Below are 25976 nucleotides of genomic sequence, written 5' to 3' on the forward strand. Positions count from 1 at the left end.
TCAATGTAAACTGGCCTTTGATGCACTATAAATCGGCGGTGCGCTACCTGCAAAGCCAGGCGGGCGCTTTACCCGCTACCGGCGGCACCAACTGGCGCCAATATTTACCCCCCAAATTCCAGAAAAGAATATTTTACCCCGAAATCTGGTCGGAGCAGGAAATAGACGACTGGGGTAAAGGCTGGGTAGAAAAAGTGCTGGAAGATTTATAAATGAATCCTCTCTGTTTTATTTTAAAAATATTGTTTGAAAAACTAACCAATCAGGTTTTAAAGAATGAACCTGTTTAGCGTTTCTTCAAAAGTGCTTCCGGCCGCCATTGGTGGTGTTATCACCGCCAATCTATTAGCTTTCATCCGACTACTTGCCGGTGAAAACACCCGGTAAGGGCAGAATTTTAAGAGATTTGCAAAACTTTAAACCCATTCAATACCAAAGGCAATAACTAAGGAGATTCATTCGCTTGGAATTTATTTTTACCTGTATATGTTTAAAAGCATACCAGAGGTAATATTATATTTAAACTGCTGGTAATAATCTGCCTGCCTTTTAAAGGCTTTACGAATATCAAATAATCTTTTTAAGGTTAACTGCCTTACACGATTAACACATGAAAAAAGAAATTGAACTGGTGGTAACACCAGAAGTAGCTTATAATGCCGAGCTGCTAGACCAGGAAATACTAAAAGCAGCCCGTATTCCCCAAACCGAGGCCACTGCTATCCATAAACTTAAACGTTCGATTGATGCCCGCGGCCAGCAAGTGGTTCTGCGCATTAAAGCCGATGTTTATACCGCTACTCCCCCTACAGATATTCTGAGCCCGGTTTACCGCTACCCGGATGTGCGAAATGCGCGACCGGTAATAATTGTGGGTGCTGGTCCGGCTGGTTTGTTCGCGGCCTTGCGGTGCGTGGAACTAGGTTTAAAACCCATTATTCTGGAGCGCGGCAAAGATGTACGAACGCGTCGGCGCGATTTAGCCGCCATCAACAAAGAACATATTGTTAACCCCGACTCTAATTATTGTTTCGGTGAAGGCGGTGCGGGTACGTATTCGGATGGCAAATTGTATACCCGCTCTAAAAAGCGCGGCGATATTAACCGGGTGTTGCAAATATTTGTGCAGCACGGCGCTACGCCCGACATATTATTTGATGCGCATCCGCATATTGGCACAAATAAATTACCGGTAATTATCGCTAACATCCGCGAAACGATATTACAGGCCGGCGGCGAAATTTATTTTGATACCCGCGTTACCGATTTCATTTTAAAAGGCGATACCATGACCGGCGTGGTTACGGCAGCCGGCGCTCAGTTGGAAGGCGAAGCTGTGATTCTGGCTACCGGCCATTCGGCCCGCGATATTTACGAGTTGCTGCACGCCAAAAATATTCTGATTGAAGCCAAGCCTTTTGCCATGGGCGTGCGCGTAGAGCATCAGCAAGCTTTAATTGATCAGGTGCAGTACAAATGTGCCGACCGCGGGCCATATCTACCGGCTTCGTCTTATGCCCTGGTGCACCAGGTGGTGCTGGATAACAAGCAGCGGGGAATATTTTCTTTCTGTATGTGTCCGGGCGGCTTTATTGTACCATCGGCAACGGCTCCCGGCGAGGTGGTGGTAAACGGCATGTCGCCGAGCCGCCGCGATTCTAAATTTGCCAACTCCGGTATTGTGGTAGCCATCGATTTAGAAGATTTAGACCTGCAAAAATACGGACCTTTGGCTGGCTTACGGATGCAACAAGCCCTGGAACAAAAGGCCTGGCAAATGGGCGGCGGCACGCAGGTAGCCCCGGCCCAGCGGCTCCTGGATTTTACGCGCCGTAAAACATCCGGTAGTTTGTTAGAGACTTCTTACCAGCCCGGTTTAACTTCGGTAGATATGCACGAATTGTTGCCCAAGCACATTGGGTACCGGCTGCAGGAAGGGTTTAAAAGCTTTGGCGCGAAGATGAAAGGTTATTTGACCAACGATGCCCAGATAATTGGCGTAGAAAGCAGAACCTCGTCGCCGGTGCGTATTCCCCGCGATAAAGAAACGCTGGAACACGTACAAATTAAAAACCTGTACCCCTGCGCCGAAGGAGCCGGTTACGCCGGCGGCATTGTTTCGGCGGCCATGGACGGCGAGCGTTGCGCCGAAAAGGTTTTTGAAAAAATACGTAAGTAAGCCTGGAGTTAAGAGTTGAAAGTTAAGAGTTAAATTTTATACAGTATGGTTAGTGTTCGGCAAGTTTAGATTCTTTTTAATTGATTCATCTTTTTAATTGATCAAAGATCATTTAGAACTAACAACTAATAACTAACCACTAAAAACTAAAAATATGAAAAAAACAGTTGTTTTGGGTGCTAGCGATAACCCCTCGCGGTACGCTTATTTGGCGGCCAATAAATTAAAGCGGTACGGCCACCCAATTGTGCCCGTAGGAATCCGGAAAGGAGAAGTAGCCGGCGAGCAAATTATTACCGAAAAAACTCCCGTTACAGATGTAGATACGGTTACCTTATACGTAGGCACGAATAATTTACCGAGCTGGTACGATTATATTTTATCTTTAAAGCCCAAGCGTATTATATTTAATCCGGGCACCGAAAACCACGAGTTGGAGAAAATGGCCCAGGATGCCAATATTAAAACCATTCATGGTTGTACGCTGGTTATGTTATCAATGGGGGATTATTAATAATCCCCTTTTTTATGCCCTTAGCTATACTGGCTTTAGTGCCGGTTTTCCAAATACATGTTAAGCAGCAGGAATATATTGAGTTAACACACATTTAAAGAATAACAGCCATTCTGATATTATTAGTGATTGTAGTTAGATTCAATTTAAGGCCACTGTTGACTAAAAATAAATTTTTAAAAATAGAAAATTGATTCACCTATATATTAACGTGTACGAACAATAAAGATGGCTTATTATAAGCTTTGGCTAAACTACTTGCTGGTGAAAACACGCAGCAAGGGCAGCGGTTTCTTCTAATTTATAAGATGTTAAATAGTTATTCGATTCAATAACGAGTTTTCTACACCACCAACGCTTTCTTTTCTTTCTCTTTTAACTGCCGGTATTTAAGCACTGCCAATACCGAAATAAAGAGCAAAATAGCTACCACCCAATATACCCAAACCGGGATGGGCACCGGATCGCCGGCCGCGTAAGAATGTAAACCCGACAAGTAATAATTTACGCCAAAGGAGGTCATGATAATAGAAGAAAACCCCCAAAGGCTGGCCAGGTTATAAACCAGCGAATTTTTTAAAGCCGGAATGAGCCGCAGGTGCAACACAAAGGCATAAACAATTACCGAAATCAATGCCCAGGTTTCTTTAGGGTCCCAGGCCCAGTAACGGCCCCAACTTTCGTTGGCCCATACCCCGCCTAAAAAGGTGCCAATGGTTAATAAAAACAGACCAATGGTAATGGACAGCTCGTTTACAATATTCAGTTCCTGCATACTAATCCACCATTGGGCTTTAGGCGTGGCCGGCTTAAAAATGAGCAGTAGTAAACTGAGTAAAGCCAGAATAGCGGCCAAAGCCAAAGGTGCGTAGCCACTCACAATAATGGCCACGTGTATTTTTAGCCAATAAGAATGAAGCACCGGCATCAGGTTGGTAATTTCGGGATTGAGCCAATCTAAAAACCCGACGAATAATAACGTACCCGAAAACAACAAACCCAACGGTACGGTAAACTTTGATTTACCCGAAAAAACCAATCCAAAAAATAAGACGCCCCAAGCCACAAAAACCAGCATCTCGAAACCGTCGCTCCAGGGCGGATGTTTGGCAATATACCAGCGCAAAACCAGGTGGCAGGTAAAAATAAAGAACCCGAACCAGCTTAAAACTTTGCCTGCATTCCAAGCCCATTGGATGGGTTTAGCTTCTTTAAACAACATGGTTATGCCCAGCACCAGCATTAATATACCGGTTAACCAAAACGGACCAAAAAGATTATTGCCCAGGTTTAAACGGTTATAGAGCAGTTCGGCCTCAATCAAGTTTTCAGCGGGGTAAACCTGGTTGCCGGCTTTCTGCTGAAACAAATGCATGTAACTCAAAGCTTCATCGGCCTGCTGCCAGTTACCTTCCCGGACACCTTTTTGCAGCCCGGCCAGGTAAAAAGAAGTAATATTTTCTACAAACCGGCCATCTTCTTCTTCAAAGCCTTGCTGCGATTGCTGACTAGTAAACCAGGTATTATTCTGGTCTTTTTTATTCGGAAATACTCTTAAAAAATCGCCGGTTAGCAAGGCATAAAAAATATTGAACCGCTCATCGGTTTTCAGCAATTCTTTATGCGCTTCATTTCTTTCGGCGGGTTTTAATTTATTCGCTTCTTCTACCAAATCGTGGAGTAAATAATCGCCGTCTTGGTTTAAAAATTGCCGGAAACTGATCCGTTCCTGGGGTTTTATACCCAAGGCCGCAAAAGCCGGGTGCGATTTTTCCGGATCGATCTTGATGATTGGCAATTGACTAAAAGTAACCGGGTCTAGCTGAACGGCCAGCAAAAACTGTTCGGACGTTAATTTTAACCCTCCGGTTTTAGTCGGGATTTTGATAGTAGATTTACCATTGAGTTTCCGCACAATCTCGTTGGCCAGGGTATTCAGCGGCTTCATCCGGCCATCCAAATCCTGCACTATTAAACGGCCGTACGCATCGGCTTTCTCTACCGGAACCACCATTAAACTGTCGGAAGCCTGGGCCGGAAGGATTAAACTAAAGCTTAAAGCCAGCATGGCGGCCACCTTTACGGCCACTGTTTTTTGGCGGATGGTTTTTAATTTTTTATTTAATAACCGGAACCGGCTACCTTTGGCAAAGAGGGTTAAAAACATCCCCAAGGCCAATAAAGTATACCCCAAATACGTCAGGTAAGTGCCCGGCCGGTCCTGGTTTACGGATAAAACCGTGCCCTTTTCGTCGGTGTCGTACGAAGATTGGTAAAAACGGTAACCGGCATAATCAAGCACATTATTCATAAACACGCGGTACGGAAAATCAGTTTTGCCATCGATTACCTGTAACTCGCTGGCGTAACTCGCGGGGCTCTGGCTCCCCGGGTACCGTTCCAGTTCAAAAGCATTCAGGCGCAGGCTAAATGGCAATATTTCGGCGCGGGGGCCATACGTTAAAGTGTAATTCTTGCCGGCGTAGGTAAAAGCGTGCCAGGCTGGTTTATACGTAACCAGTTTTATATAACCTTCGGTAACCAGTTTAGCCTGCTGGTCCTGTACTTTAACTTTTACTACATCGGGCAGGTTTTTCGCTTCTTTCTCATCTTTTTCGGCTATGTACACCAGCGCGGCATTTTCCTGAATAGATTTAATAATGAAAGCACCGCCCTCCCATTGGTAAAGCGATCGCTGTTTTAAAGTTTGTGTTTCACCGGCGTGCAACACCCCCATATTCTGGGTAGCCATTTCCATTACCTGCAGGTGTACCTCCGATTTAATAACCCAGGTACTATCTTTTTTAAAAATGCGGATGGGATTGGTTGCATCGGCCGTAGTACCCAGCGAAATATTAGCCATTTTTAAAGAATTGCCTTGGGTTATCAGGAAATCTTCCCGGCCGGAACCATCCGTAACGGCTATATCCAGGTAAGTTTCCTCGCCGCGTACAAATTTCTCTTTCGCTCCGGTAATATATTTTTCCAGGGTTATTTTAAATTCCGGTTGATTAAACTGGGCAGTAGTTGTAACGGGTTTAAAATTGTGGCTGATAAGCGTTATGGGTTTCTCGAAATGTTTGCCGGATTTTTCGCCTATTTGTTTTACCTGCAGGTAGCGGGTAGCGGTATAAAAGGTATTTTCGGTACTCCCCTCCCGGATGTGAATAACCCCTTCCCGGCCAAAATACCGGGTAACGCCGGCACCCACGATAATAATAACAAAGGCCAGGTGAAACAAACCAATAGGCCACCGGTTTTTATGAAACAGTTTGTAATGCCCGATATGGCTCAGGAAATTAACAGCCAGCCAAAGCATAATTATTTCGAACCACCAGGCCTCGTACACCAAATTGCGGGCAACAGCTGTGCCGTGGTCGTTTTCAATAAAAGTGGCGACGGCCATGGCCGTCGCAAACGCGATTAATAAAACTAAGGTAATCCGGGTGGAAAGCAACAATTGTAAGTGCCTCATGCGCTAGAGTAAAATGCCAATAAATTTGTTTTTCATATTGGGCCGGAAGATTAACATTAAATAAGCCCAGTTCTGGTTATTTTTTAAAGATCCATTGTTTTGAATGGCCGCAAAGGTATCTGAATGAAAAAACTGGCTGTAGCCACCCTGGAGCGATATAGCATCATGAGCCAGAAAGCCCAACGAAAGGTCCAGTTCGGTACCCAGGTATTTATCCATCTTTTCGCCGGTGGTACGATAAGGATTGGCCTGCGAAAAAAATAAATGACCGTCAAGCTGCATAAAAAATTTCGGACCAAACTCGCGCCGGGTTCTCAGGTAATAATCTTGCAAGCCAATATTATTTTCGTGGGCTCCGCCTACATAAAACAAATCCATGTAGCCGTTATACGCATGGTTGGTGCCATAAAGCGGGCTAAAAGACCGGCTGATACCAGCACTGTTGCTGGCCGTACCGCTCAATATTTCCAAACCACCGGCCAGATAAATATTATTTGTAGCAGTACTGTCAATCTCGATTAACTGCGTTACCTGGGCACTTACATCAAAAGCATTTAATTTGCGGCCGGCTGGTAGTTTACCTAACTGGTAGTAATAAAAACCCGAGAACAAGGTATTGCCTGCCTGGTATTTAAAAGTGGGTAAACCAATGGTTTGACGGTATCGCACACCTTTGGTTAAGGTAGTACCCGAACCGGTGTTTTCTATATTTTGCCGGCCATCGTTCCAGAATAAAACCGCATAATTTAAGTTACCTAACTTGTTTTCGAAGCGGGCCAGTTGGGCTACTTTGTATTGATTAGCAACGGTAAAAATATTGCCGGCTAACAGCTGACCGTCCTGGTTATAGCCCCCGCCGAGATGCAGTTTTAAATTTTCCTTCTCGTACTTAACTAAGCCAAAATCGTGCGCCCGCCCTTGTAAAGCCCAATCCAGGTTACCTAAAAAACGGGCATTGTCGTAATTTAGCTCCTGCCGCCCCAGTTTTACTTTCCAGTTGGTTCCCAAATTGGTTTCCAGCCAGGCCTCGTGCACCGACAAAAAATTATCGGTTAACTTTGTCTGGGAGGTATTGCCCCAAGTCCGGATATCCTGGAGGCTGGCGTAAAAGTTAAATTTTTCGGTTTTGTAACCGGCCTGCAACCGGGCCCTTTGCGAGATAAAAGCGGCCGGCTCATCGCCTTCTTTTATTAAGCGGTTATACCCGTTGCGGAACTCTGCCCGCTGCACTAACTGGCCGTCGAGGTTAAACTGGGCCTGCGCCGGGATACAGGAAAGCGCTAGTAATAAGCTCCATCCAATAGGTAAATATTTAACCATCCTGGTCGGTTTAGGTAATAAAATAGCTTTAGTGTAGCAGGGTAACTTTCTTCTGGGCTTCTCTGGCTTTTCCTTCTTTCAACCACCGGGGCACTACCTGCTCCAGGAAGTTCGCTTTCTCCATTTTTTCTTTTTCCAGGTCTACGCCAATATACGCCTGCAAAGCCGCTTTATTGTTTAAATCGGGCATTTGTACGGGTTTGTTGTGCCCCAGCGAAGCCAAAACCCGCGCCAGGTTTACCCTTGCCTCTTGTATGATTGATGAACCGGAAGAAATAATGCGGCTGGCCTCCAGCGGCGCGTGAAACCCGGCTCCGTGCGAAGCGGCCACGTAATCCCAACGCCACTGCGCATGCCGGATACCCCGCAGAATATCTTTCATCTGGTCTTCGGTGGCGCCTAATTTCCAGGCTTGTTCGGCCTCCAGGTGGGCCATGGCAATATGCCTTTGCAGTTTGGCGGTACTTTCTTTTACCTTGCTTTGGCGTTCGTATACATCCGATACCAAATCCGATACTTTTTCGCGGTGGCAGACAAAGCAAGAGTTTTCGACGTTACTCAGCGGCGAACCAATGTGGTGGTTGGTAAACTTCTGCCCGCCTTCGGTACCGTAAGGCATGTGGCAGTCGGCGCAGGAAACGCCCCGTTTGGCGTGTACCCCAAATGAATATATTTCATTATCGGGGTGCTGGGCTTTCAGCATTTTGGCTTTACTCAAGGGGTGTACCCAATCGGCAAAATCAATGCTATCGTAATAAGCTTCCATAGCCTCCACGGTAAAGCCGTTTTTCCAGGGAAAGGTCAGGTATTGGGCGCCTTTTTTCTCGGGATTGGTTTTATCAAAGTAATATTCTACGTGGCACTGGGCACATACCAGCGACCGCATTTGCTGGTGCGAAGCCTGGTTAATATCTTTTCCCATGGCCTGAAAAGCTTCGATTAAAGCCGGGCGGGTAATGGTCAGGTTCATGGTTTTAGGGTCGTGGCAATCGGCACAACCAATGGGGTTAATGACTTGGCTACCAAAATCCGATAATTTTTTGCTGTAAAACTCGGTTACACCTATTTCGCTCATTAGCCGCGGCACATCGGGGCTTTTACAGGTCCAGCAGGTACTGGGCATTACCCCGGAACCGGGTTCATCGGGGGCACCAATCCGTACAGAGGCCAACACGTCTCTAACGGCATGGTTGTGCCCGCGGGGTTGGTTATACCCTTTACTAAAAGCATAGCCGGCCCACAAAATTATCATTTCCGGATTTTCTTCCAGGGCATCTCTAAAGCCACTGGTATTGTATTTACTCTTAAATGTGGTGTCCTGGGTTTTCTGGTAAGATTGGTATTGCCGCGGATAATTTAAGCCCCACAGCGAATCGCGGGGTTCAATTCCTTCAATGGCAACCTTGGCCTGATATGCAAAACGGGCTTCGGTTTTCCGGTCGATAATAGAATACGCTAACATGGCCACCAGAAACACTACCACCGCCGTTAAGATAAAAAGAATCCAGTTTTTCATTTTTATTTATTTTTTTTGTGCTGCTGCTTTCTGTTTATTTTCTTTCATAGAGGCTTTTAGCCAGGCCGGAATAATTTCTAAATCGGGCGGCGCGTGCGCCCGGATGGGCTCTATCTGGTGCCCCACCGAAGATAAACTTTTTACCCGGCCGTGCGGCACTTCGCGGTGGCACTCCCAACAAAGCCTGTCGGTTCGGTTGGCCTGATGATTTTCGACAAAAGCAGCTGTCCTCACATCGGTTACCTGGTCGGAGTGGCAGCGGATACAATTATTCTGAATAACTTCTACTGATGGCGCTTTGGCTTTGATTACCTGGGGCTCGGCTCGTAAGGTAAAAATGGAAGCGTGGTATAAACCATCTTTCGCCTTAAAGAAATATTTATTAAAAATATTATTATGGGGTACATGACAATCGTTGCAATGGGCTACTTCGCGGTGCGAGCTGTGGTTCCAGGTAATATATTGGGGCGTCATGAGGTGGCAATTAACGCAGGCCTGCGGGTCGTCGGACAGGTAAGAGGCCGCATTACTTAGTTTAAACAAATAAAGCCCCAGGCCTACCAGCGCGGCTACCATCATGGTGGCAGCCGCCCGCCACCGGTGCGGTGGTATAACATTATACCGAAAAAGGAAGCGTTTTAATTTTTGAAATTTCGCCATTATTTAGTCATTTAGACGCTTTTTCAAAACCTTTGCAGGCAGCCTTACCGAATTGAAATCGGTTTTACTTATAGTTATTTAAATAGTTACATAAACCATAAACACAAATATTGGTCTATGCAGCGGATATAAGGTTCAGAGAAATTAAAGTACAAAAACAAGGAGAAACCCTTAAAATGATAAACAAATGAAAGAGAGCGAGATAATGCCGTACTACTGAAAATTTAAGAGAATAAAATAAATTTAAAAAGTACTATATTATTTGTTTAAAATTTTTTAATATTTTTTTTCATCGGCAGGCAACCACCACCTTTAACTTTGCATCTACTTAAGCAAAACACCTAAATTATTTATTTGCATAAAGATTTACCAGCAACGTGAGCGAACCCGAGATAATAAAAGGCCTGCAAAAAGGCGATGGTAAAGCACACAAGTACGTGTACGAAAAGTATGCGCCTCTTATGCTGGGAATATGCATCCGGTATTTGAAAAACCAAATGGATGCCGAAGAAATCATGCTCAACGGATTGGTACGTATATTCCAGAATATTCACCAGTTTGAGCACAAAGGAAGTTTTGAAGGTTGGATGAAACGGATTGTGATTAACGAAGCCTTAGGCTTTTTGCGGAAAAAGGAACCTTTGCATTTGGCCATCGAGAAAGAACACATTCAGGTGGTAGCCGAGGAAAATGCCGAAAGCGATTTGGCGGTAGAAGATTTATTAAACCTGCTGCACGATTTACCGGCCGGTTACCGCACCGTTTTTAACCTGTACGCCATAGAAGGTTATTCGCATAAAGAAATTGCCGAAATGCTGGATATTACCGAAGGCACCTCCAAATCGCAGTTAAGTAAGGCCCGGGCACTTTTACAAAAAAGACTTACCGGGCAGGAAATCTGGAATTAATGAAGCAAAACAAGATGGAACCAGAAGAAATAGATAAATTATTTAAAACCAAATTTAACGGGTTACCCGCCACGCCTTCGGCCGATGCTTGGGCGCGCCTGCAAGCCAAAATGGAACCGCCCCAAAAAGAGCGGACCATGTGGATTTATTACGCGGCGGCCAGTGTCATTATTTTGCTGGTATCGGGCTTGCTACTTTTCCGGAATTACAACCAGGAACCGGCCGCAACCGTGGCGCAAAACGAAATTAAAAAGCCGGCCGAAATAAATAATTTAAAAAATCCGGGAGTTCAGGCAACCTCCGACACGCCCGTTGCATCTACAGAAGAAACAGTTGCTATAGAAGAGAAAATACCAGCGAATACAGCAGAAAAGGCACCTGCATTGTTTAACCAAAAACCATCAAAAGCTGATACAAAGGCAAAGCTAGCCATTACTAAAACAGAAGTAAAGCCCAAAGTTAAGCCCCTGGTAAAGCAAGCCGCACCAACGGAAAGCAGTACGCCCGAGGATAAGGTTCTGGTGGCCCAAAATACGATTAAAGAGCCAAAAATAGATAAAGCTATCAATCCGGTAAATATGCCGGGTAGCCCGGGTGTAGTACAGGTATTCGTTAAACAAGATGCTTCGGCCGAAAAAGAAACAGAGAATCCGGAAGAAATGAGCCTCCGCGAAAATATCAGCCGGAAAGGAATATTACTAAAAAATATCTATAAACAAGCCCGTAATCTTAAAAACGGAGAACCGGTTGAGCTGGCAACGCTGGGCCTGAACACCGAAAAAATTAATGCCGAAAAGGAAAACATAAAACAGAAAATCAACAAAGTCATTTCACTTTAATCCGCTTAAAATTATGAAATCCCTGACCCTCCTTTTGGCCATTTTATTGGCCACCGCTACCGGTTTGCCCTTACGCGCCGAAAAAATTAATAACCCCTCTCATACGCAGGATACCATTTTTATAAAATTGCCCAATGGTGCCGGTATGAACCTGATTGTAAAAGATACCGAACAACTTAAATCTTTAAAAAGCTATAAGTTAGATTCGCTGGTACAAATTCTCAGCCAATATGTCGAGAAAGTGGAAGCCATGGAAAAAGCCAACCGCTACAAAGAAGGCAAAGAACTAACCATGACTTTTTACCCGGCTAAAGACCTGAAAAACGCCAGCGCTCCCGAACAAATAACTGTTACCTTATCGGCTACTACCGTTAATAGCATGCACGAAAATGCCAAAAGCAAAGGCTTTATAGAAGGCATTAAAATATTTGTAGAACACCAGGAAAAAAATAAAAATACGGCCAAAAGAGACTCGGTTAAAGCCGAAGTGAAAAAAGAAAAAGCGGAACGGCGCTTTACCGTACAGAGCTACTTTGATATAGGTTTGAACACCTTGGTAAATGCCCCCAAAAACAGCGGTGACATGTACGATTTAAAACCGCTAGGCTCCCGTTTTGTAAACCTGGCGCAATATTACCGGATTAGAATAGGTGGCCAAAAAAGCAATTTTTACTTGAGACCAGGCCTGGAGTTAACATTTAACAATTATATGTTAGATAAGAATAATTATTTGGTAGATGATAACGGTGTAACCCGGTTTGTAAAAGAAACCAACCGCTCTTTTGAGAAAAGTAAGTTGGCTACCTCATCCATAAATGCTTCGTTAATGCCCGAACTCAGATTTCGGGAAAAGAACGGTAAAGAAGGCTTTAAAATTGCGGCCGGAGGCTTTGTAGGTTACCGCCTGGGCAGCCACACCAAACTTAAATACCAGGAAGAAGGCGATACCGAAAAAGACAAAGAGCGCAGCAGCTATAACCTCGAAGATTTCCAGTACGGCGTAAATTTTGTTATTGGCTTCCGTAAGTTTGAACTATACACCAAATACAACCTGAACGATTTATTTAAAGAAAACCGCGGCCCACAAATGAATTCCATCAGCTTTGGGTTCCGGATTTAAACCTAAAGGTTACGCATAAGCATTAAACTAAAAAAGAGCCTTCCGGCTCTTTTTTGTTTAAGGTACTCTCATCCTAAATTATTCATTAAATATTGTGGGTCTATAAATTTAATTATTCACTTACATTCCGGTAAAAATTATCTACCATAATGGCAGTAGCGGTGGCTACGTTTAAAGATTCGGCATGGCCATAACCCGGAATTTTAAGCAAGTGTTTTATCTGTGCCCTTACTTCGGGGCGGATTCCGTTGGCCTCGTTGCCCATAACCAAAACGCCGGCTGGATTTAATTCTTGCCGATGAATATTTTTCCCTTCGAGTGCGGCGCCGTAAATGGCGTAATTGGTCGTTTGTTCTTTTAAAAAAGTTGGTAATTCTACGTAAGTGGCGGCCACGCGGCAAAATGAACCCATGGTGGCGGCAATTACTTTCGGGTTATAAAAATCGGCGCAGGTTTGCGACAGGATAATATTTTTAATCCCGTACCAATCGGCCAACCGGATAATGGTACCCAAATTGCCGGGATCGCGTATGTCGTCGAGGGCCAGGGTAAATGGGTTTTGCGCCGGATTAAAAGATGTGGCGTCTTTCATATGGGCAATGGCCAGCGCGGCGTTATTAGAAGCGTACGTACCGGCTTTTACCAGTTCCTGCTCCGGTAATATCTCGTAAGAAAAACCTTTATGTAGTAAATGGGTATGCGATAAATAGAATTGCTCGGTTATGTAAAGCTTCTGAATTTCAAAATCAGATTGCAATAATTCGCCGACGCTTTTGGCGCCCTCTACCAGAAAAGCTTGGTGAATAAGGCGATATTTTTTTATTTGCAAAGAGTTTATATATTTTAATACAGCTTTTGACAACATAGCGGCACGTCCATTTGAAACTTCGATTTTACATATTTATCTTTTCAATCACAATTATATTTACAAGCGGCTGTGTTCCAACACGGTATTTAGGCCCGAACGAGAATTTACTGTACTCAGTTAAACTACAGGGAGCAGAAAAATCGGACCCGGCCCGTATTAGCGGTTTTTTTCAGCAGAAGCCCAACCGTAAAGTTCTGGGTTCTACGCCGTATTTATCTATTTACTACTTTGGCCGGAAGTTTTATCAACCCCAAAAAATAGAAAAACGGCTCGTTGAAAAAAGAGAAGAATTTGACCGGAAGGTACAAAAGGCTGGTAACGATTCGCTGAAAGTAGCCAAAATATTACGGAAGCGGGAGCGCAAAATTACCCGTTTAACGCGGCACCTGGAGCAAGGCAACTCTATCATGGCAATCGGGGAACCGCCCGTCATTTACGATTCATTAAAAGCCGAAGCAACCCTGGAGCAAATAAAAAATTACCTCAATTCCAAAGGCTTTTTCCGGCACCGGGTAAATTTTACGACCGAAGTTAAAAATAAAAAATTAACCTTAACCTACCACCTAACCGAAAACAAACCTTACACTTACTCGCAGGTTAAATACAATATTCCGGATGCAGCTATTAAATCAATTATTGATTCTACGGCCCAGCAGGCGTTGGTAAAAGTAAACCAGAACTACGACGAAGAAGTACTTTCGGCCGAACGGGACCGTATTGAATTGTTACTCAAAAATCTGGGCTACTTTACTTTTAAAAAACAATTTATTTACGCCGATATTGATACCAGCTTTGAAAAACAGCAAGCCCGCCTGGAAATAAGCATTAACAACGACCAGGATAGTATACCCCACCAAGTTTATCGGATCAGCCGGGTTAATTTTAAACCTGATGCCAACCTGAACCGCTTTGGTATAGACCGCGATACCGTTGTGGTTAATAATATTTTATTTATGGCGTATAATCATCAGATTTCGCCGAAAGTAATTGAAAAAAAATTAGCCGTACGGCCGGGGCAGCGCTATAGTTTGCGCCGTACCAGCATTACCCAACGCCTGCTTACCAACCTGGATATGTTCCGGTTTGTAAATATTGGCTATACCCCCGATACTACCGGCATTGGTTTGCTCATGGCCAATATTAATGCCATGCCCAGCCGGCGTTTCCAGGAAACTACCGAAGCCGGAGTTAGCTATAGTGCCAATTTACCGGGTCCGTTTGCCAACCTCCGGCTAACTGTCCGGAATATTTTTGGCGGAGCCGAGTTGTTCCAGATTGGTTTACGCGGTGGTTTAGAAGGCCAGTTTGCGTTAAATAAAGGTACCGAAAATACACAGCGCCTACCGTCTATTTACATTCAGGAGTACGGCGGCAATATTGCCTTAATTTTTCCGCAGTTTTTATTACCTTTTAATGCCAATCGGCACTTTATCCGGTTTAGTCCGCGCACCCGTTTAAACTTAAGTTATACCCACATTAATCGGCAAGAATTTATCCGGACCAACCAGGAATCTACGTTTGATTACATCTGGCAAATATCGCCGCAGTTGCAGCACGTATTTACCCCACTGGATATAAGCATCAACTCTACCCGTAATTTTTCCGAAACATTCCGGCAATTTTTAAATGCCAGCCGCACCAACCCCAATATTCCTACCACTTACGAAAACAGTTTGGTGCCCTCTTTTGTATCCAGCATTAATTACTCACGCATTTATAACAGCAATAATTATAACCATACCCTCGACGCCACTTTCTTCCGGATTTTTGTAGAAGAGGCCGGTTTGGTAAGTAGTACAATTTTCCGGAACCGCGATTCCATTTCTATTAATAACCAGAATACGTACCTTAAATTATTTAAATATTACCGGCTCAATGCCGATTACCGGCGCTACTTTAAACTGGCCCGCACCACTTTTTTGGTGAGCCGCCTGAATATTGGTTTGGCCAAGGCTTTCGAAAGAAATGACTTTTTGCCTTACGATAAATATTTTTATGCGGGTGGTGGTACCAGCGTGCGGGCTTTCCGGCCCCGGCGTTTAGGGCCGGGCTCTTACTATCCTACCATTAACCGCGAGGGCAAAGTTGTCCGGGACCTGATAAGCGAACAGCAAGGCGAATTATTGTTAGAGGGTAACCTGGAGTACCGGTTTAATGTGTATAGTTTTGTAAACGGAGCCTTTTTTGTAGATGCCGGCAATATCTGGATGCTTGCCGACGACCCCGCCCGGCCTGGGTCTAAATTTGAGTTAAAAGATTTCTGGAAAGAATTTGCCGTAGGCACCGGCTTTGGTTTGCGTTTTGATTTTAACTTTTTGATTGCCCGCTTTGATATTGCCGCCAAAGTGTATGACCCTTCGGTGCCCCTCGGTAAAAGATTTGTTCTGGATAAAATGGTAATAGGCAAATCTGATAATTATTACAACCTGGCCTTTAACCTGGGTATTGGTTATCCGTTTTAATATTTACCAAATAGAAGCTTATCTGTCGTTCCTTAAATCCTGTTCCCCCCAATTATTAACCAGCGTGGTTGTTGTACTGCTTTTTATTTATTCATAAGGCTCTTTTCTGCTCAGTTAAATTTACACCTTTTTACCTATAATTTTAAAAGCATCGTTGTATTGCTGGTTTACTTTGGCCAAGGATTTTTTAACATTCTGGCGGGCTGTTTCGTAATTGGCGTGCACTTCTAACAACCGGTCGGTAATTTGCTTACCGGTGGTTTGTTCAATTTCAAAGGTCCAGTTGCGCAGACCCAAGTCATAGTACATTTGCCCTTTAATGGTGTCTTCGGGTTGGCGCAGGTAAAAACCAGGTGTACCGTTGGCCGCAGCAATAATCGGCGAATGACACTCAAAACTTAATACGGCATGGGCATTTTTGTACAAAGAAGCGGCCTCATCGGGTAGCCAATAATCATGTTTTACAACATAAGGTTTTATTTCGGCTGGTAGCGGGCTAATGAGTAATTCGTCCATAATATTTACCTGGTAAGTCATTTCGGGGCAAACCACAATTTTATTTTTTGTTTTCTGCACCCAGGCTATCATGGCTTCGCGCAGTTTAGCGTGGTCTTTTTCTTTATGCTGCTCGTTTAGTTCATCTACTTCCTTTATTCTTGCCTCAGACCAGCCAGCATTGTTGGGTTTAATCTGGTAATAGGGCGTAACGCGTAACCGCGGAATAACGCAGATAAACCGGCGCGGCAACAGTTGGTTTTGCTGCATAAACTGGTTTGCTTTTTCGTTATCCTGAATTTCTAAATCGAAGGTGGCATCCGGGGCAAAGGCAATGTGGTTCCCGGCCAAACCAGCTTCTTTAAGTTTTTGGATGGAGGCAGTTTCGCGGGTAAAAATAAATGCGGCCTTGGCTAATAATTTTTTTAGGTTGGGTGTTATGGTTTGGATGGTTACCCCAAAAATTCCGAATGGCTTTTGCGTTTGCTGCTGCCAGGCTTCTAAATAATCGGCGGCTATTACCGACGGCCCCGAACCATGAATAAATAAATCGGCTTCTCTAAAAGCTTTCCGGACCTCTTCGGTTTGCGGGCCAGAGGCGGCATCAACCTGTCCATGAATAATCTCTAAATCAGGATAATGCTTTTTGAGCATTTCTTCTACCAATTTACTTTTGCTTCTTTTCCAGAGAATAAGCCTGGCTTGGGGCAAGCGCTTTTTAAATAAACCAATTAAACCGGGTGTATGGGCAATATCCCCAATATTTACATCTTGCCAACCCGACACGACCAAGATTACGGGATTTTGTTTGGCGGTAGCATTTATAATTTCCGGACTTAACAAAGCGGCCGCCGTTAGTAAACTGGTGTTAGTTACAAATTGCCTTCTGTTCATCGTTTAGGTTTTGTTGCGGTAAATAAAGTTTGTATAAATAAAATAAGATGCAAAGCCTGGGTTGTTGGTTAATTATTTTTCTCTAGCTATTGCTCAACCTAAATCAGTCAGGCTTTTCTTTACCGTTTGGATAGTTTCTTTTTGTCTCTGTTTTACAAAAGCCATGGCCTGGGCAGCTTTTTGCCGGGCACCTTTGTAGTTCTGGTGTATATCCAGTAACGTTTTTATAATGGCTTCCTGCGGAGCTTTATCAATATCAAAAAGCCATTCTTCCAGACCAATATCTTTAAACATCCAACCTTTCTTGCCATAGGTAAAGGGGCAAGTATGCATAATGGGCACGCCCACGGCCAAAGCCATAATCAAAGAATGGGGTTCCATGCCCACTACGGTGTGCGCCCGCTTATATACCGACAAAGCTTCATCGGCATTCCAGAAAGTATCCCGTACAATAATATTCTTCTGGACGTCCGCGGGTTGCTGGTCGTAAATCATGGTTTTAGCGGCAGCCATTTCTTTAAAAGCCTCGGGGGCAATAAGTACTTTTTTCTTTGTTTCGCGCACCCAAGTAGTAATTAAAGCATTCATTTTGGCGAACCGCACTTTATCCTGGGCAATTTGTTCTGGTGTGGCCTGGGGCGGATTCAGTTTATCGGCGGTATCAGGCGCGGTATTGGGTTTAGGCGTATGGCTCCGGATAATTACGGTTAAAAACTCTTTTTCTTTTAAATTATTCTTTTTGAGGTAAGCCAGCCCTTTTTGTTCATCTAAAGTATCAATGCCAAAGCAGCCATCCGGACCAAATTCCATAATGGGCGCTTTTACTTTGTGTTCTTTTAAATATTCCAAAGAGGCGGAGTCGCGGCAATAAATAAAAGCTGCTTTATTTAAAACCTCCCGGAACACATACGGACTGGGTTGGGCAAATTTATCGAATGAGTGGCCGTACAAACCGTAGGGTTTGCCCATGTCCTGGCAAATTAAAAAATGCGTTAACAAGCCTACCTTGCTGTTCCAGTCGTAGTTAAATAATCCAAAATTAAAGTGCATGCCCGAGTTGTAAATAAACATATCGGTGTTGGCAAACTCCTGCATAATTACCGGGTTTAATGTTTCACTATTCGGCAATTGCAGGCTACCTTTTATAATTTTTACCTTGGGGAAACGCTTGCGCAGCATGGCTTCTACTTCCTGGTTTACATTAGCAGCCCACAAAGTAACTTCGGCCTCGGGTAAGTGCTCTTCTAAAATGCGCAGGGTACCGGGCGTATGGCCGATATCACCAATATTAGCCACTGCCCAACCCGATTTCAGGAATATTTTGGGTGCCCGTAAATTCTTAACAGAAGCGGGTATGGCAGCCGCTACCTGGGGTGCAATCATGCTGCCGGCTAATAAACACCCGGTATTAAATAAAAAATCACGACGGTTAAAAGTCATTTTTCTATCGTTAAAACTTAGTACAATTTTATTTTTAGTTAAGAGTAGATTATGCCTGATAAATTAATATCCATTGTTCTGCTCCAGTTGCACGCTAAAGTTGGCATCAATCGCCGATTGCGGAATGGGAAAGAAAAGGTGTTTATCCTGGATGCTGTTGCGGGTATCTTCTCTTATATTATATTTTTTTACCCGTTCTACCAAATTACCCATGCGCACCAAAGTCCGCCGGCGGGGTTCTTCTACAGTAAGTTCGCGGGCGCGCTCATCCAGAATATAATCCAGGGTTACTTCGGCGGCGGTAACCGGTTTGGCTTTGGCCCGGTTCCGGACTATATTTAGATCTTCAGCGGCTTTTTGGGTGTTGCCGCTTTTCAGGTAAGCCTCGGCGCGCAATAAATATGTTTCGGCCAGACGGTAAACGTACAAATCGGTAAACACCCGGCCGGTTGAGTTATCGCCGCTCTTGGGCACATTGCCTTCAATCTTGCGAATGGTGGGATAAATCAGGTATAAGGTATCTATACGGTTGGTTCTTTTTTCTACGGTTTGGTTAAAGTAGGCCGAGGCCGAGTTGTTGTATTTATACGACCGGCGGATATTAAACCGGGAATTGCGGATGTCGTTTGTAAAATTTTCTTTCCAGATGGTGTAATTAAAATAATTGTTGGGCCTTACCCACCCCACGCCTCTACCCAAACTATCCGAAACCACAAAACCATTTTTGCCGGCCGGATCTTTTAAGGTAGAAATAAAAGGCCCCCATGCTCTTAAATTGTTATTTCCAGCTGTACCACCTTGCCCGCCGGGTGTTTGGTCTTCTATCTGGAGCACATAAATGCTTTCGCGGTTGCCCGAGCTGCGGTTTTGATTGCCGTTCCGGAATAAATCTGAAAATACATCGCCGGGTTTATCACTTACCGAGCCAAACCGGTTGGTCATTAAATTATACAAACCTGAATTTATTACCCGGCTGGCAGCTTCAATGGCTTTGTCGTTCTGACCCAGGCTCAGGTAAACCTCACTTAATAAATGATCGGCCGCTGCTCGCACAATACGACCTTCTTTGGCTTTATCTACCGTTTGGGGCAGCCATTTATTTGCAAATTCTAAATCTTCTTTTGCAAATTCATATACTTCCTGACGGGTGCTACGCACAAAATCGGTTTTGGGCACGGCATACACCTGGTCTACTATGGGCACCCCGCCGTACAAATTGGCCAGTACATTATATGCATAAGCCCGGAAAAATCTAGCTTCGGCCAAAACAGCATTACGGCTGGCCTCTTTTTTGTAATAACCGGCGGCTTCGGGTTTATTAATGTACTCAATAATGGTATTTGCCCGTAAAATCATTTTCTGGTATGCCCAGTTCCAGTAAAAGTTTACCACCACCTGGTTGGGCGTTAAAAACGTCTGGTAATTCCGGAAAGGCGCAATAGTTTCGCTGCCGGTAGTGGCAATATCGGTACCAAAGTGCATATTAAAATTATGGTTTATACCGTCGGTATTGGTAAACTCGTCGCGGGCGGCCTGGTGTAAACCAATAATATAAGCTTCAAAGCCAATAGAGTCGCGCAAAACACCTTCGTTTGATAAATCCGAAACAGGAATTTCTTCCAGTTCCAGGTCGCAGGCCTGGAAAGTAATTAAGCAAGAGAAAAGCGATATTTTGATTAAGTATCTTTTCATGTTAGATTAATTTAATGCCGGTGAAATTTCTTAAAAGCCTAAGTTTAACCCCACCGTAAAGGTGCGGGGCGTTGGGTAATAAGAACTTTGGGAATTATAACCACTCTCGGGATCGGGGCCAATCCAGTTGGTAATGGTGTACAGGTTTTTGCCGCTTAAATAAACCCGCAGGTTACTTAGTTTTAGCGCATTTAGCATACTTTTTGGAAATTCATAAGCCAAAGAAACATCCTGCAGGCGCACAAAATCGCGGCTTACATAATAGCTGTGCAAAAATGGATTGGTGTAAAGCAAAGAAGGCCGGGTATTCGATTTGTTTTCCGGTGTCCACCAGCCGGCATCCAGTAAATTTACGGGCCGGCCCGGATAATTCTGGCCCAAAGAGCTACCGGTAAAATCGAGGTTGTTGATGCCTCTGGTCCAGCCGGTCATGGCATTTACAAATAAAGTTAAAGAAAGATTACCGTACTTAAAGGTATTGGTTAGGCCCCAGCGGTGCTTAGGGTCTAACTGTCCGATTACTGCCCGGTCGTTGGCGGCATCAATTTTGCCGTCGTTGTTTAAATCTTTGAGGCGCACAAAACCCGGTTTATAGCCCGTAGGCAAATCATCGCCTTCCTGGTAAATGCCGTCAAAAACAAAATCGTAGGCTACACTTACCGGCTGACCAATAATCCATTTATTGCCTAAATCATCGTCTTCTTTGCCGTCGTTGTTCGTATCGGAATTATACAGGTGTACTATTTTGCTTTTGTTGGTTGAAAAAGCCAGGTTGCTGCTCCACTCAAATTTACCGGCTGTTACGTTTAAACTATTCAGGCTGATTTCGATGCCTTTGTTGTTCGTTGCGCCCAGATTAGAATACACGCGGCTAAAACCCGTCATGGCCGGAATCAAGCGTTCTACAATTAAATCGCTGGTATTCATATTATACACCTCAATGGTACCGCCCAGCCGGTTGTTAAATAAATCGAAGTCGAGGGCAGCATTGGCGGTTTTGGTGGTTTCCCATTTAAGATTGGGATTGGCCATACTGGACGGATAAATGCCCGTAGAAGTAGAACCGCCATCGCCAAAAACGTACTGGGTAGTGCTGGCTAAGCTTAAAGATTGGTAAGGTGCAATGGCCTGGTTACCTACCGCTCCGTAAGAAAGCCGCAGTTTAAGGTTATTTAAAAATGTTAAATCCTGTAAAAAAGGCTCTTCCGAGGCAATCCAGGCTAGGGCAACCGATGGAAAAGTAGCAAACTTATTGTTTTTGGCAAATACCGAGCTGCCGTCGCGCCGCACTGTAAAGGTGGCTAAATACTTATCCATTAAGCGGTAGTTTAACCTAAACATGGACGAAACCCCGTCGGAGGCCTGCCCCGTAGATGTATTCGTTTGCAAGAAGCCCAAAGCTAAGTCGTTCCAGCCATTAGTAGCATTGGCTAATTGCTCGGCCCGGGCAGTGGTACTTTCGTACTGGCTATGGTTCTGGCCATACAGCAGGGTTACATCTACGGCGTGGTTTTGATTTATTTGCTTGTTGTAGGTTATAATATTTTCCCAAACCCAACTATAATCCTGGCGGTTAAATTTGCTGGCCTCGGTATTATTAAAATTTAAGTTAATATCTTGCTTTATAAAGTTATAAGTATTTTGCCACCGATAATTAGGCGAAAAATTTAAGCGGTAGCTCAGCCCTTCGAGAAACGGTGCCGTAATAATTGTGTAGAAATTGGCGAATAAATTATTATAGATTTCTTCGTTTTGGGTTAACAGAGCCGTACGCATGGGGTTAGCCGACAAAGTTTCTTCGGGAACCACGTACCGGGTGGGAGTACCATCGGGATAATACATGGTACCAAACGGGCTTACTTTATAAGCATTGCTGATATTGGCTTCGGTTCCGGATAGGTTGCGGCGACTGTAATTAGAATTGATACCAATGGTCAGCCAGTTGGCAACTGTATTTTCGATATTGGTGCGGAGCGATAAGCGATTAAAATTATCGTTGTAAATTAAGCCCTTCTCATCGGCATAAGCCCCGGAAATAAAGTAATTGGTTTTTTCGCTGCGGCCCGAAATATTTACATCGTAAGAAGCAATTTTACCTTGCTGCGAAATAGCATCCCAAGGATCTACGGTGCGGTTGTTGCGGTAATTTTCTACTTCCGATACCTGCAAATATTCTTCTATCTTGGCCGGATCGGCAGGTAAACCACTTTGTTCGCGCCAGTCCAAAAGCATTTCTACGTATCTTTCGGGGCTCAGCAACTTGGTTTTATAGCTCCAGTCTGATAATCCGTAAAAAGTATTTGCACGAATGCTGGGTTTTTCGGTTTTGCCTTTTTTAGAAGTTACCAATATTACGCCATTTGCCGCCCTGGAACCGTAAATAGCCGCCGCGCTGGCGTCTTTTAATACTTCCATCGACTCTATATCACCGGGGTTAATATCCGATAAATTACCGCCGAAAATAATACCATCTAATACCACCAGCGGATTATTACCGGCCGTTAAAGAACGGCTGCCCCTTACCACAATGTTACCATTCTGGCCGGGCCGGCCATTGTCGGTAAACTGCACCCCCGCTACCCTGCCCCGCATGGCCTGGGCTACATTGGTATTGGTAAAAGTTTCGGTTTGCGTTAAATCAACCTTGCTCACTGCGCCCGTTACATTTCTTTTCGATTGGGTACCATACCCTACCACCACTACTTCTTCTAGTGCTTTGGCATCGGGTTCCAGCACAATATTAAAAGTGCCGGCCCGGCTAACCGGAATTTCTTTTGTAACATAGCCAATAAAAGAAACCACCAAAGTGCCCGGTGCATCTGGAATAGCTAAGGAATAAGTACCATCAGTAGCTGTGGTAGTACCAATTGAGCTGCCTTTTAATATAACCGTAACACCCGGCAAAGGCTCACCATTGGCATCACTTACTTTTCCTGAGATACCCATCTCGGCTACTTTAGTGTGCTGGTTAATTGTAGCCGGCTGCGCAGCTGATTTAGGAAGTGGTACAATAATGTAAGAATCGGTGCTGGCTTTAATGTAAGTAAGTTTTAAAGGCTCCAGCAATTTGGTTAAAGCAAGATCCAGATTGCCTTTATTTTCTTCCAGAATACTGGCATTCCCTTCCTGTGGAGCCAATAATTCGCTATCGTAATGAAAATTTACGCCGTGATGCGCTTTTACCTCGGCTAAAATAGTTACTAAAGCTTTAACGTGCTTTTTTTTGCCGGTTGTTTCTTTAGGACTTTGGGTTTTATGGAATGCGGCTAAAATTTGCCCCTGTGCCGGCGGTAAACTGCCCATACAGACAAAGGCCAGGAACAGCCATTTAAAAGGGTGTAATACGTGTAACATAAATTTTAAATTTGTGGTGAATACTTGTATGGCAGACATTAACCGCATAAACCGGCTTGGCCGGCCTGGTTTATTTGGCTTTAATAGTAATATTTTTCCCTCTTTGGGTAACCTGCAGGTTAAAAGATTTTTCCAAGGCAAATAAAAGTAAATCAATCCGGTTACCCGGACTGGAACTGGTAAAGCGTTTTTCTGCGAGGGTGGCAGGCACAAAAGTTACTTTATACCCGTAATTATCTTCTAAAACCCGCGCTACTTCGGCTAGTGGCGTATTATTAAATTCAATTTTATTCTGGGTGAAAGCAGCAAATATGTGGGCATTCTGGATTTGTGCTTTAGTTAATTTATTTTCTCTGAAATTTATTTCTACCATTTCGCCCGGCACCATTACAGCTTGGCTTTGGTAGTCGCCCGCCGGGTTTTCTCCTTCGGCAGCTAAACCAACTTTAACCTTGCCCTGCGTTAAAATTACCCGGCTTAAAGTTGGCCGGTCGGTTATGGTAAACTCAGTGCCCAGCACCTGCACCTGGGCCTTGTGCGCAAAACTTACTTTAAAAGGCAGGTGATTTTGGGTATGCACCACTTTAAAGAAAGCTTCTCCGGTTAATTGTACTTGCCTTTCTAACTGTTCAGACCAGTTTGCAGGAATAACCAGTTTTGAATTAGCATTCAGGAAAACAGTAGAATTATCGGGTAAAGTTATTTTTTTGACTTCGCCGTAGGTGGTGGCAAAGGTTACGTAACTGCTAGTTCCCTGGTGGGCAGTCCGGCTCCAGAAAACGAAACTTACGGCTATTAAAAGAACTACAGCCGCCGCAATCCGGGCCCAAATCAGAAAAGGAGCTCCGAAACGGCTTTTCTGAGTAGTTAATACAGATGCTGCAAATTTTGCTGGCTGGTGGGTGGCTAGTGCTATATTTTCCCAGATGGCAGCCATCTCGGCGGCTCCCGGTGCCGAAATATTTAAATTTAGCTGAGCTGGCTCTGATTTTATTTCTTTTTTCTGGCCAATTGCATAAAGCTCTAAAACTGCCTGTCGCGCTTCATGTAATGTTTTTTCCTTTTTAGGGTTTTGGCGCATAAAATTAATCCAGAATAAATTATTATCTGATTCCGGATTAAATACCCACTCCTGAAAGCGCTCGTCGAGGATAAAGTCTTTCTTGCTATAATCTTGGTATTTCATGCGGGCTTTCACTTACCAGAGGTTAATAAATTATTTTTGCCTCTACCTTAAAGACCAGCGCTTTACCAATACTTCACTAAATTTTTTTTAAAATCACCAACAATTATCTTTATTGTAAATGAATAAATAAACGATTAGTAAAAATTAAACAATATAATATTTATATTATAATTTTAACAGTTGCCAACTTTCCGACATACCCATACCAGGTAAAAATTAGAAGTACGCATGATTAAAGGTGCGGCAATGCTGCTTGAAAGTTCTATCCATTACTTTGAGCTTCTGCGGCAAACCTTGATGCCTAAATTTTTATTAAAATGCGCACTTATTACTATTAAATAGCAGAATGCATAAAACTTAATATTGATATTCTCTGACGCATATTAAGTTCTTCTTAAATCAGGCGGTGACGAAGGAACTACCCAATAATAAGGCAATAATGGCTTGTAAATCGTTGTATTGCTTTATCTCCTGGTAAAGAATATCTAACGCTTTGGATATTAAATTATATACCGACCGAACATTCAGCTCCATAATTTCGGCAATTTCTTCGTAGCTTAATTTACCAAAAAACTTTAAATGAATGGCATCGCGCTGGCGTTTGGTTAGTTTTTTCAGGGCTTGCTCCAGGTTTAACAAGCGTTCTTCGCTTACCTGCTTATTTATCAATTGCCACTCATGCGACAGAACCACCTCAAAATGATAATCTTCGGCTAAATGGTTATGTAATTTGTAATGCTTCCGGGCCAGTTCGGTTAGTATGGTGCGGCGCAAGGACGTTTGCAAATAACCTTGTACCGAAGTCGGCTGAATTAAATTCTCTTTTAGCCGCCATATTTTAATAAATAATTCCTGCAGGCAATCTTTTACCAAACTAGGGTCCGGGTGAATATTTAATCCGTATTGGTAAAGCGGCTGAAAGTAAGAGCTAAATAAATTAGCGTATGCCTTCTCATCTCCGTTCCGGAAATTATGCCAAATCAATTGTTCGTCAACCTGGTCGGTGAGCGGCATGGTTTAAATTAAGTTGCTTACTCCTTCAAATTAAAAGAAA

The 25976-nt window shown here is 43.9% G+C and carries 17 protein-coding genes and 1 pseudogene; 7 read left to right on the top strand and 11 right to left on the bottom strand.

Going from position 1 to position 25976, the window contains the following annotated elements; genetic code table 11:
- The 3 genes and pseudogenes from ACO1R6_RS22830 to ACO1R6_RS22840 form a co-directional block, all read left to right on the top strand.
- Positions 1-212 (top strand): annotated as a pseudogene (locus tag ACO1R6_RS22830) (tryptophan 2,3-dioxygenase family protein); the annotation flags it as partial.
- A gap of 398 nt (positions 213-610) precedes the next feature.
- Positions 611-2179, top strand: a complete 1569-nt coding sequence (locus tag ACO1R6_RS22835; RefSeq protein WP_486267670.1) for an NAD(P)/FAD-dependent oxidoreductase — start codon at positions 611-613, stop codon at positions 2177-2179.
- 154 nt (positions 2180-2333) lie between these two features.
- Complete coding sequence (locus ACO1R6_RS22840) at positions 2334-2693, top strand: CoA-binding protein (protein ID WP_486267672.1); 360 nt, start codon at positions 2334-2336, stop codon at positions 2691-2693.
- A gap of 343 nt (positions 2694-3036) precedes the next feature.
- Here the strand turns inward: ACO1R6_RS22840 and ACO1R6_RS22845 are convergent, their stop codons facing one another.
- From ACO1R6_RS22845 to nrfH, 4 genes are read right to left on the bottom strand one after another with little or no spacing between them, the layout of a single operon-like run.
- Positions 3037-6168 (bottom strand): cytochrome c biogenesis protein, encoded by a 3132-nt coding sequence (locus tag ACO1R6_RS22845; RefSeq protein ID WP_486267674.1) that lies wholly within the window; start codon positions 6166-6168, stop codon positions 3037-3039.
- Positions 6169-6171: 3 nt separating this feature from the next.
- Positions 6172-7488, bottom strand: a complete 1317-nt coding sequence (locus ACO1R6_RS22850) for an alginate export family protein (RefSeq protein ID WP_486267676.1) — start codon at positions 7486-7488, stop codon at positions 6172-6174.
- A 28-nt stretch (positions 7489-7516) separates the two neighbouring features.
- A complete protein-coding gene (gene nrfA / locus ACO1R6_RS22855) occupies positions 7517-9004 on the bottom strand; it encodes an ammonia-forming cytochrome c nitrite reductase (RefSeq protein ID WP_486267678.1) in 1488 nt (495 codons plus the stop codon).
- 6 nt (positions 9005-9010) lie between these two features.
- The gene (gene nrfH / locus ACO1R6_RS22860; RefSeq protein WP_486267680.1) at positions 9011-9664 is read right to left on the bottom strand and encodes a cytochrome c nitrite reductase small subunit; all 654 of its coding nucleotides are present in this window, start codon (positions 9662-9664) and stop codon (positions 9011-9013) included.
- A gap of 377 nt (positions 9665-10041) precedes the next feature.
- On the opposite strand from nrfH, the gene ACO1R6_RS22865 reads away from it, so the two are divergent.
- The 3 genes from ACO1R6_RS22865 to ACO1R6_RS22875 are packed head-to-tail and all read left to right on the top strand — an operon-like array spanning position 10042 to position 12531.
- Positions 10042-10572 carry an RNA polymerase sigma factor gene (locus ACO1R6_RS22865; protein ID WP_486267682.1) on the top strand — a complete coding sequence of 177 codons (531 nt, stop codon included), beginning with the start codon at positions 10042-10044 and terminating at the stop codon, positions 10570-10572.
- Positions 10573-10586: 14 nt separating this feature from the next.
- Complete coding sequence (locus tag ACO1R6_RS22870) at positions 10587-11411, top strand: hypothetical protein (protein WP_486267684.1); 825 nt, start codon at positions 10587-10589, stop codon at positions 11409-11411.
- A 13-nt stretch (positions 11412-11424) separates the two neighbouring features.
- Positions 11425-12531, top strand: a complete 1107-nt coding sequence (locus ACO1R6_RS22875) for an outer membrane beta-barrel protein (RefSeq protein ID WP_486267686.1) — start codon at positions 11425-11427, stop codon at positions 12529-12531.
- 112 nt (positions 12532-12643) lie between these two features.
- On the opposite strand, the gene ACO1R6_RS22880 is transcribed toward ACO1R6_RS22875, so the two are convergent.
- Positions 12644-13396: a TrmH family RNA methyltransferase gene (locus ACO1R6_RS22880; protein WP_486267688.1), complete on the bottom strand. Its 753-nt coding sequence runs from the start codon at positions 13394-13396 to the stop codon at positions 12644-12646.
- Positions 13397-13410: 14 nt separating this feature from the next.
- Here ACO1R6_RS22880 and tamL point away from each other — a divergent pair, with 14 nt between their 5' ends.
- The gene (gene tamL, locus ACO1R6_RS22885; protein WP_486267690.1) at positions 13411-15861 is read left to right on the top strand and encodes a translocation and assembly module lipoprotein TamL; all 2451 of its coding nucleotides are present in this window, start codon (positions 13411-13413) and stop codon (positions 15859-15861) included.
- Positions 15862-15981: 120 nt separating this feature from the next.
- Here tamL and ACO1R6_RS22890 read toward each other — a convergent pair whose 3' ends face one another.
- The 6 genes from ACO1R6_RS22890 to ACO1R6_RS22915 form a co-directional block, all read right to left on the bottom strand.
- The gene (locus ACO1R6_RS22890; protein WP_486267692.1) at positions 15982-17250 is read right to left on the bottom strand and encodes a polysaccharide pyruvyl transferase family protein; all 1269 of its coding nucleotides are present in this window, start codon (positions 17248-17250) and stop codon (positions 15982-15984) included.
- Between the two features lie 93 nt (positions 17251-17343).
- The gene (locus ACO1R6_RS22895; protein ID WP_486267694.1) at positions 17344-18690 is read right to left on the bottom strand and encodes a polysaccharide pyruvyl transferase family protein; all 1347 of its coding nucleotides are present in this window, start codon (positions 18688-18690) and stop codon (positions 17344-17346) included.
- Between the two features lie 63 nt (positions 18691-18753).
- Positions 18754-20382 carry a RagB/SusD family nutrient uptake outer membrane protein gene (locus ACO1R6_RS22900; RefSeq protein WP_486267696.1) on the bottom strand — a complete coding sequence of 543 codons (1629 nt, stop codon included), beginning with the start codon at positions 20380-20382 and terminating at the stop codon, positions 18754-18756.
- Between the two features lie 30 nt (positions 20383-20412).
- Positions 20413-23736 carry a SusC/RagA family TonB-linked outer membrane protein gene (locus tag ACO1R6_RS22905; RefSeq protein WP_486267698.1) on the bottom strand — a complete coding sequence of 1108 codons (3324 nt, stop codon included), beginning with the start codon at positions 23734-23736 and terminating at the stop codon, positions 20413-20415.
- Positions 23737-23806: 70 nt separating this feature from the next.
- Positions 23807-24922 (bottom strand): FecR family protein, encoded by a 1116-nt coding sequence (locus ACO1R6_RS22910; protein ID WP_486267700.1) that lies wholly within the window; start codon positions 24920-24922, stop codon positions 23807-23809.
- 399 nt (positions 24923-25321) lie between these two features.
- Positions 25322-25936, bottom strand: a complete 615-nt coding sequence (locus ACO1R6_RS22915; protein WP_486267702.1) for an RNA polymerase sigma factor — start codon at positions 25934-25936, stop codon at positions 25322-25324.
- Positions 25937-25976: the final 40 nt, after the last annotated feature.

This window comes from Adhaeribacter sp. (genome assembly GCF_057359045.1).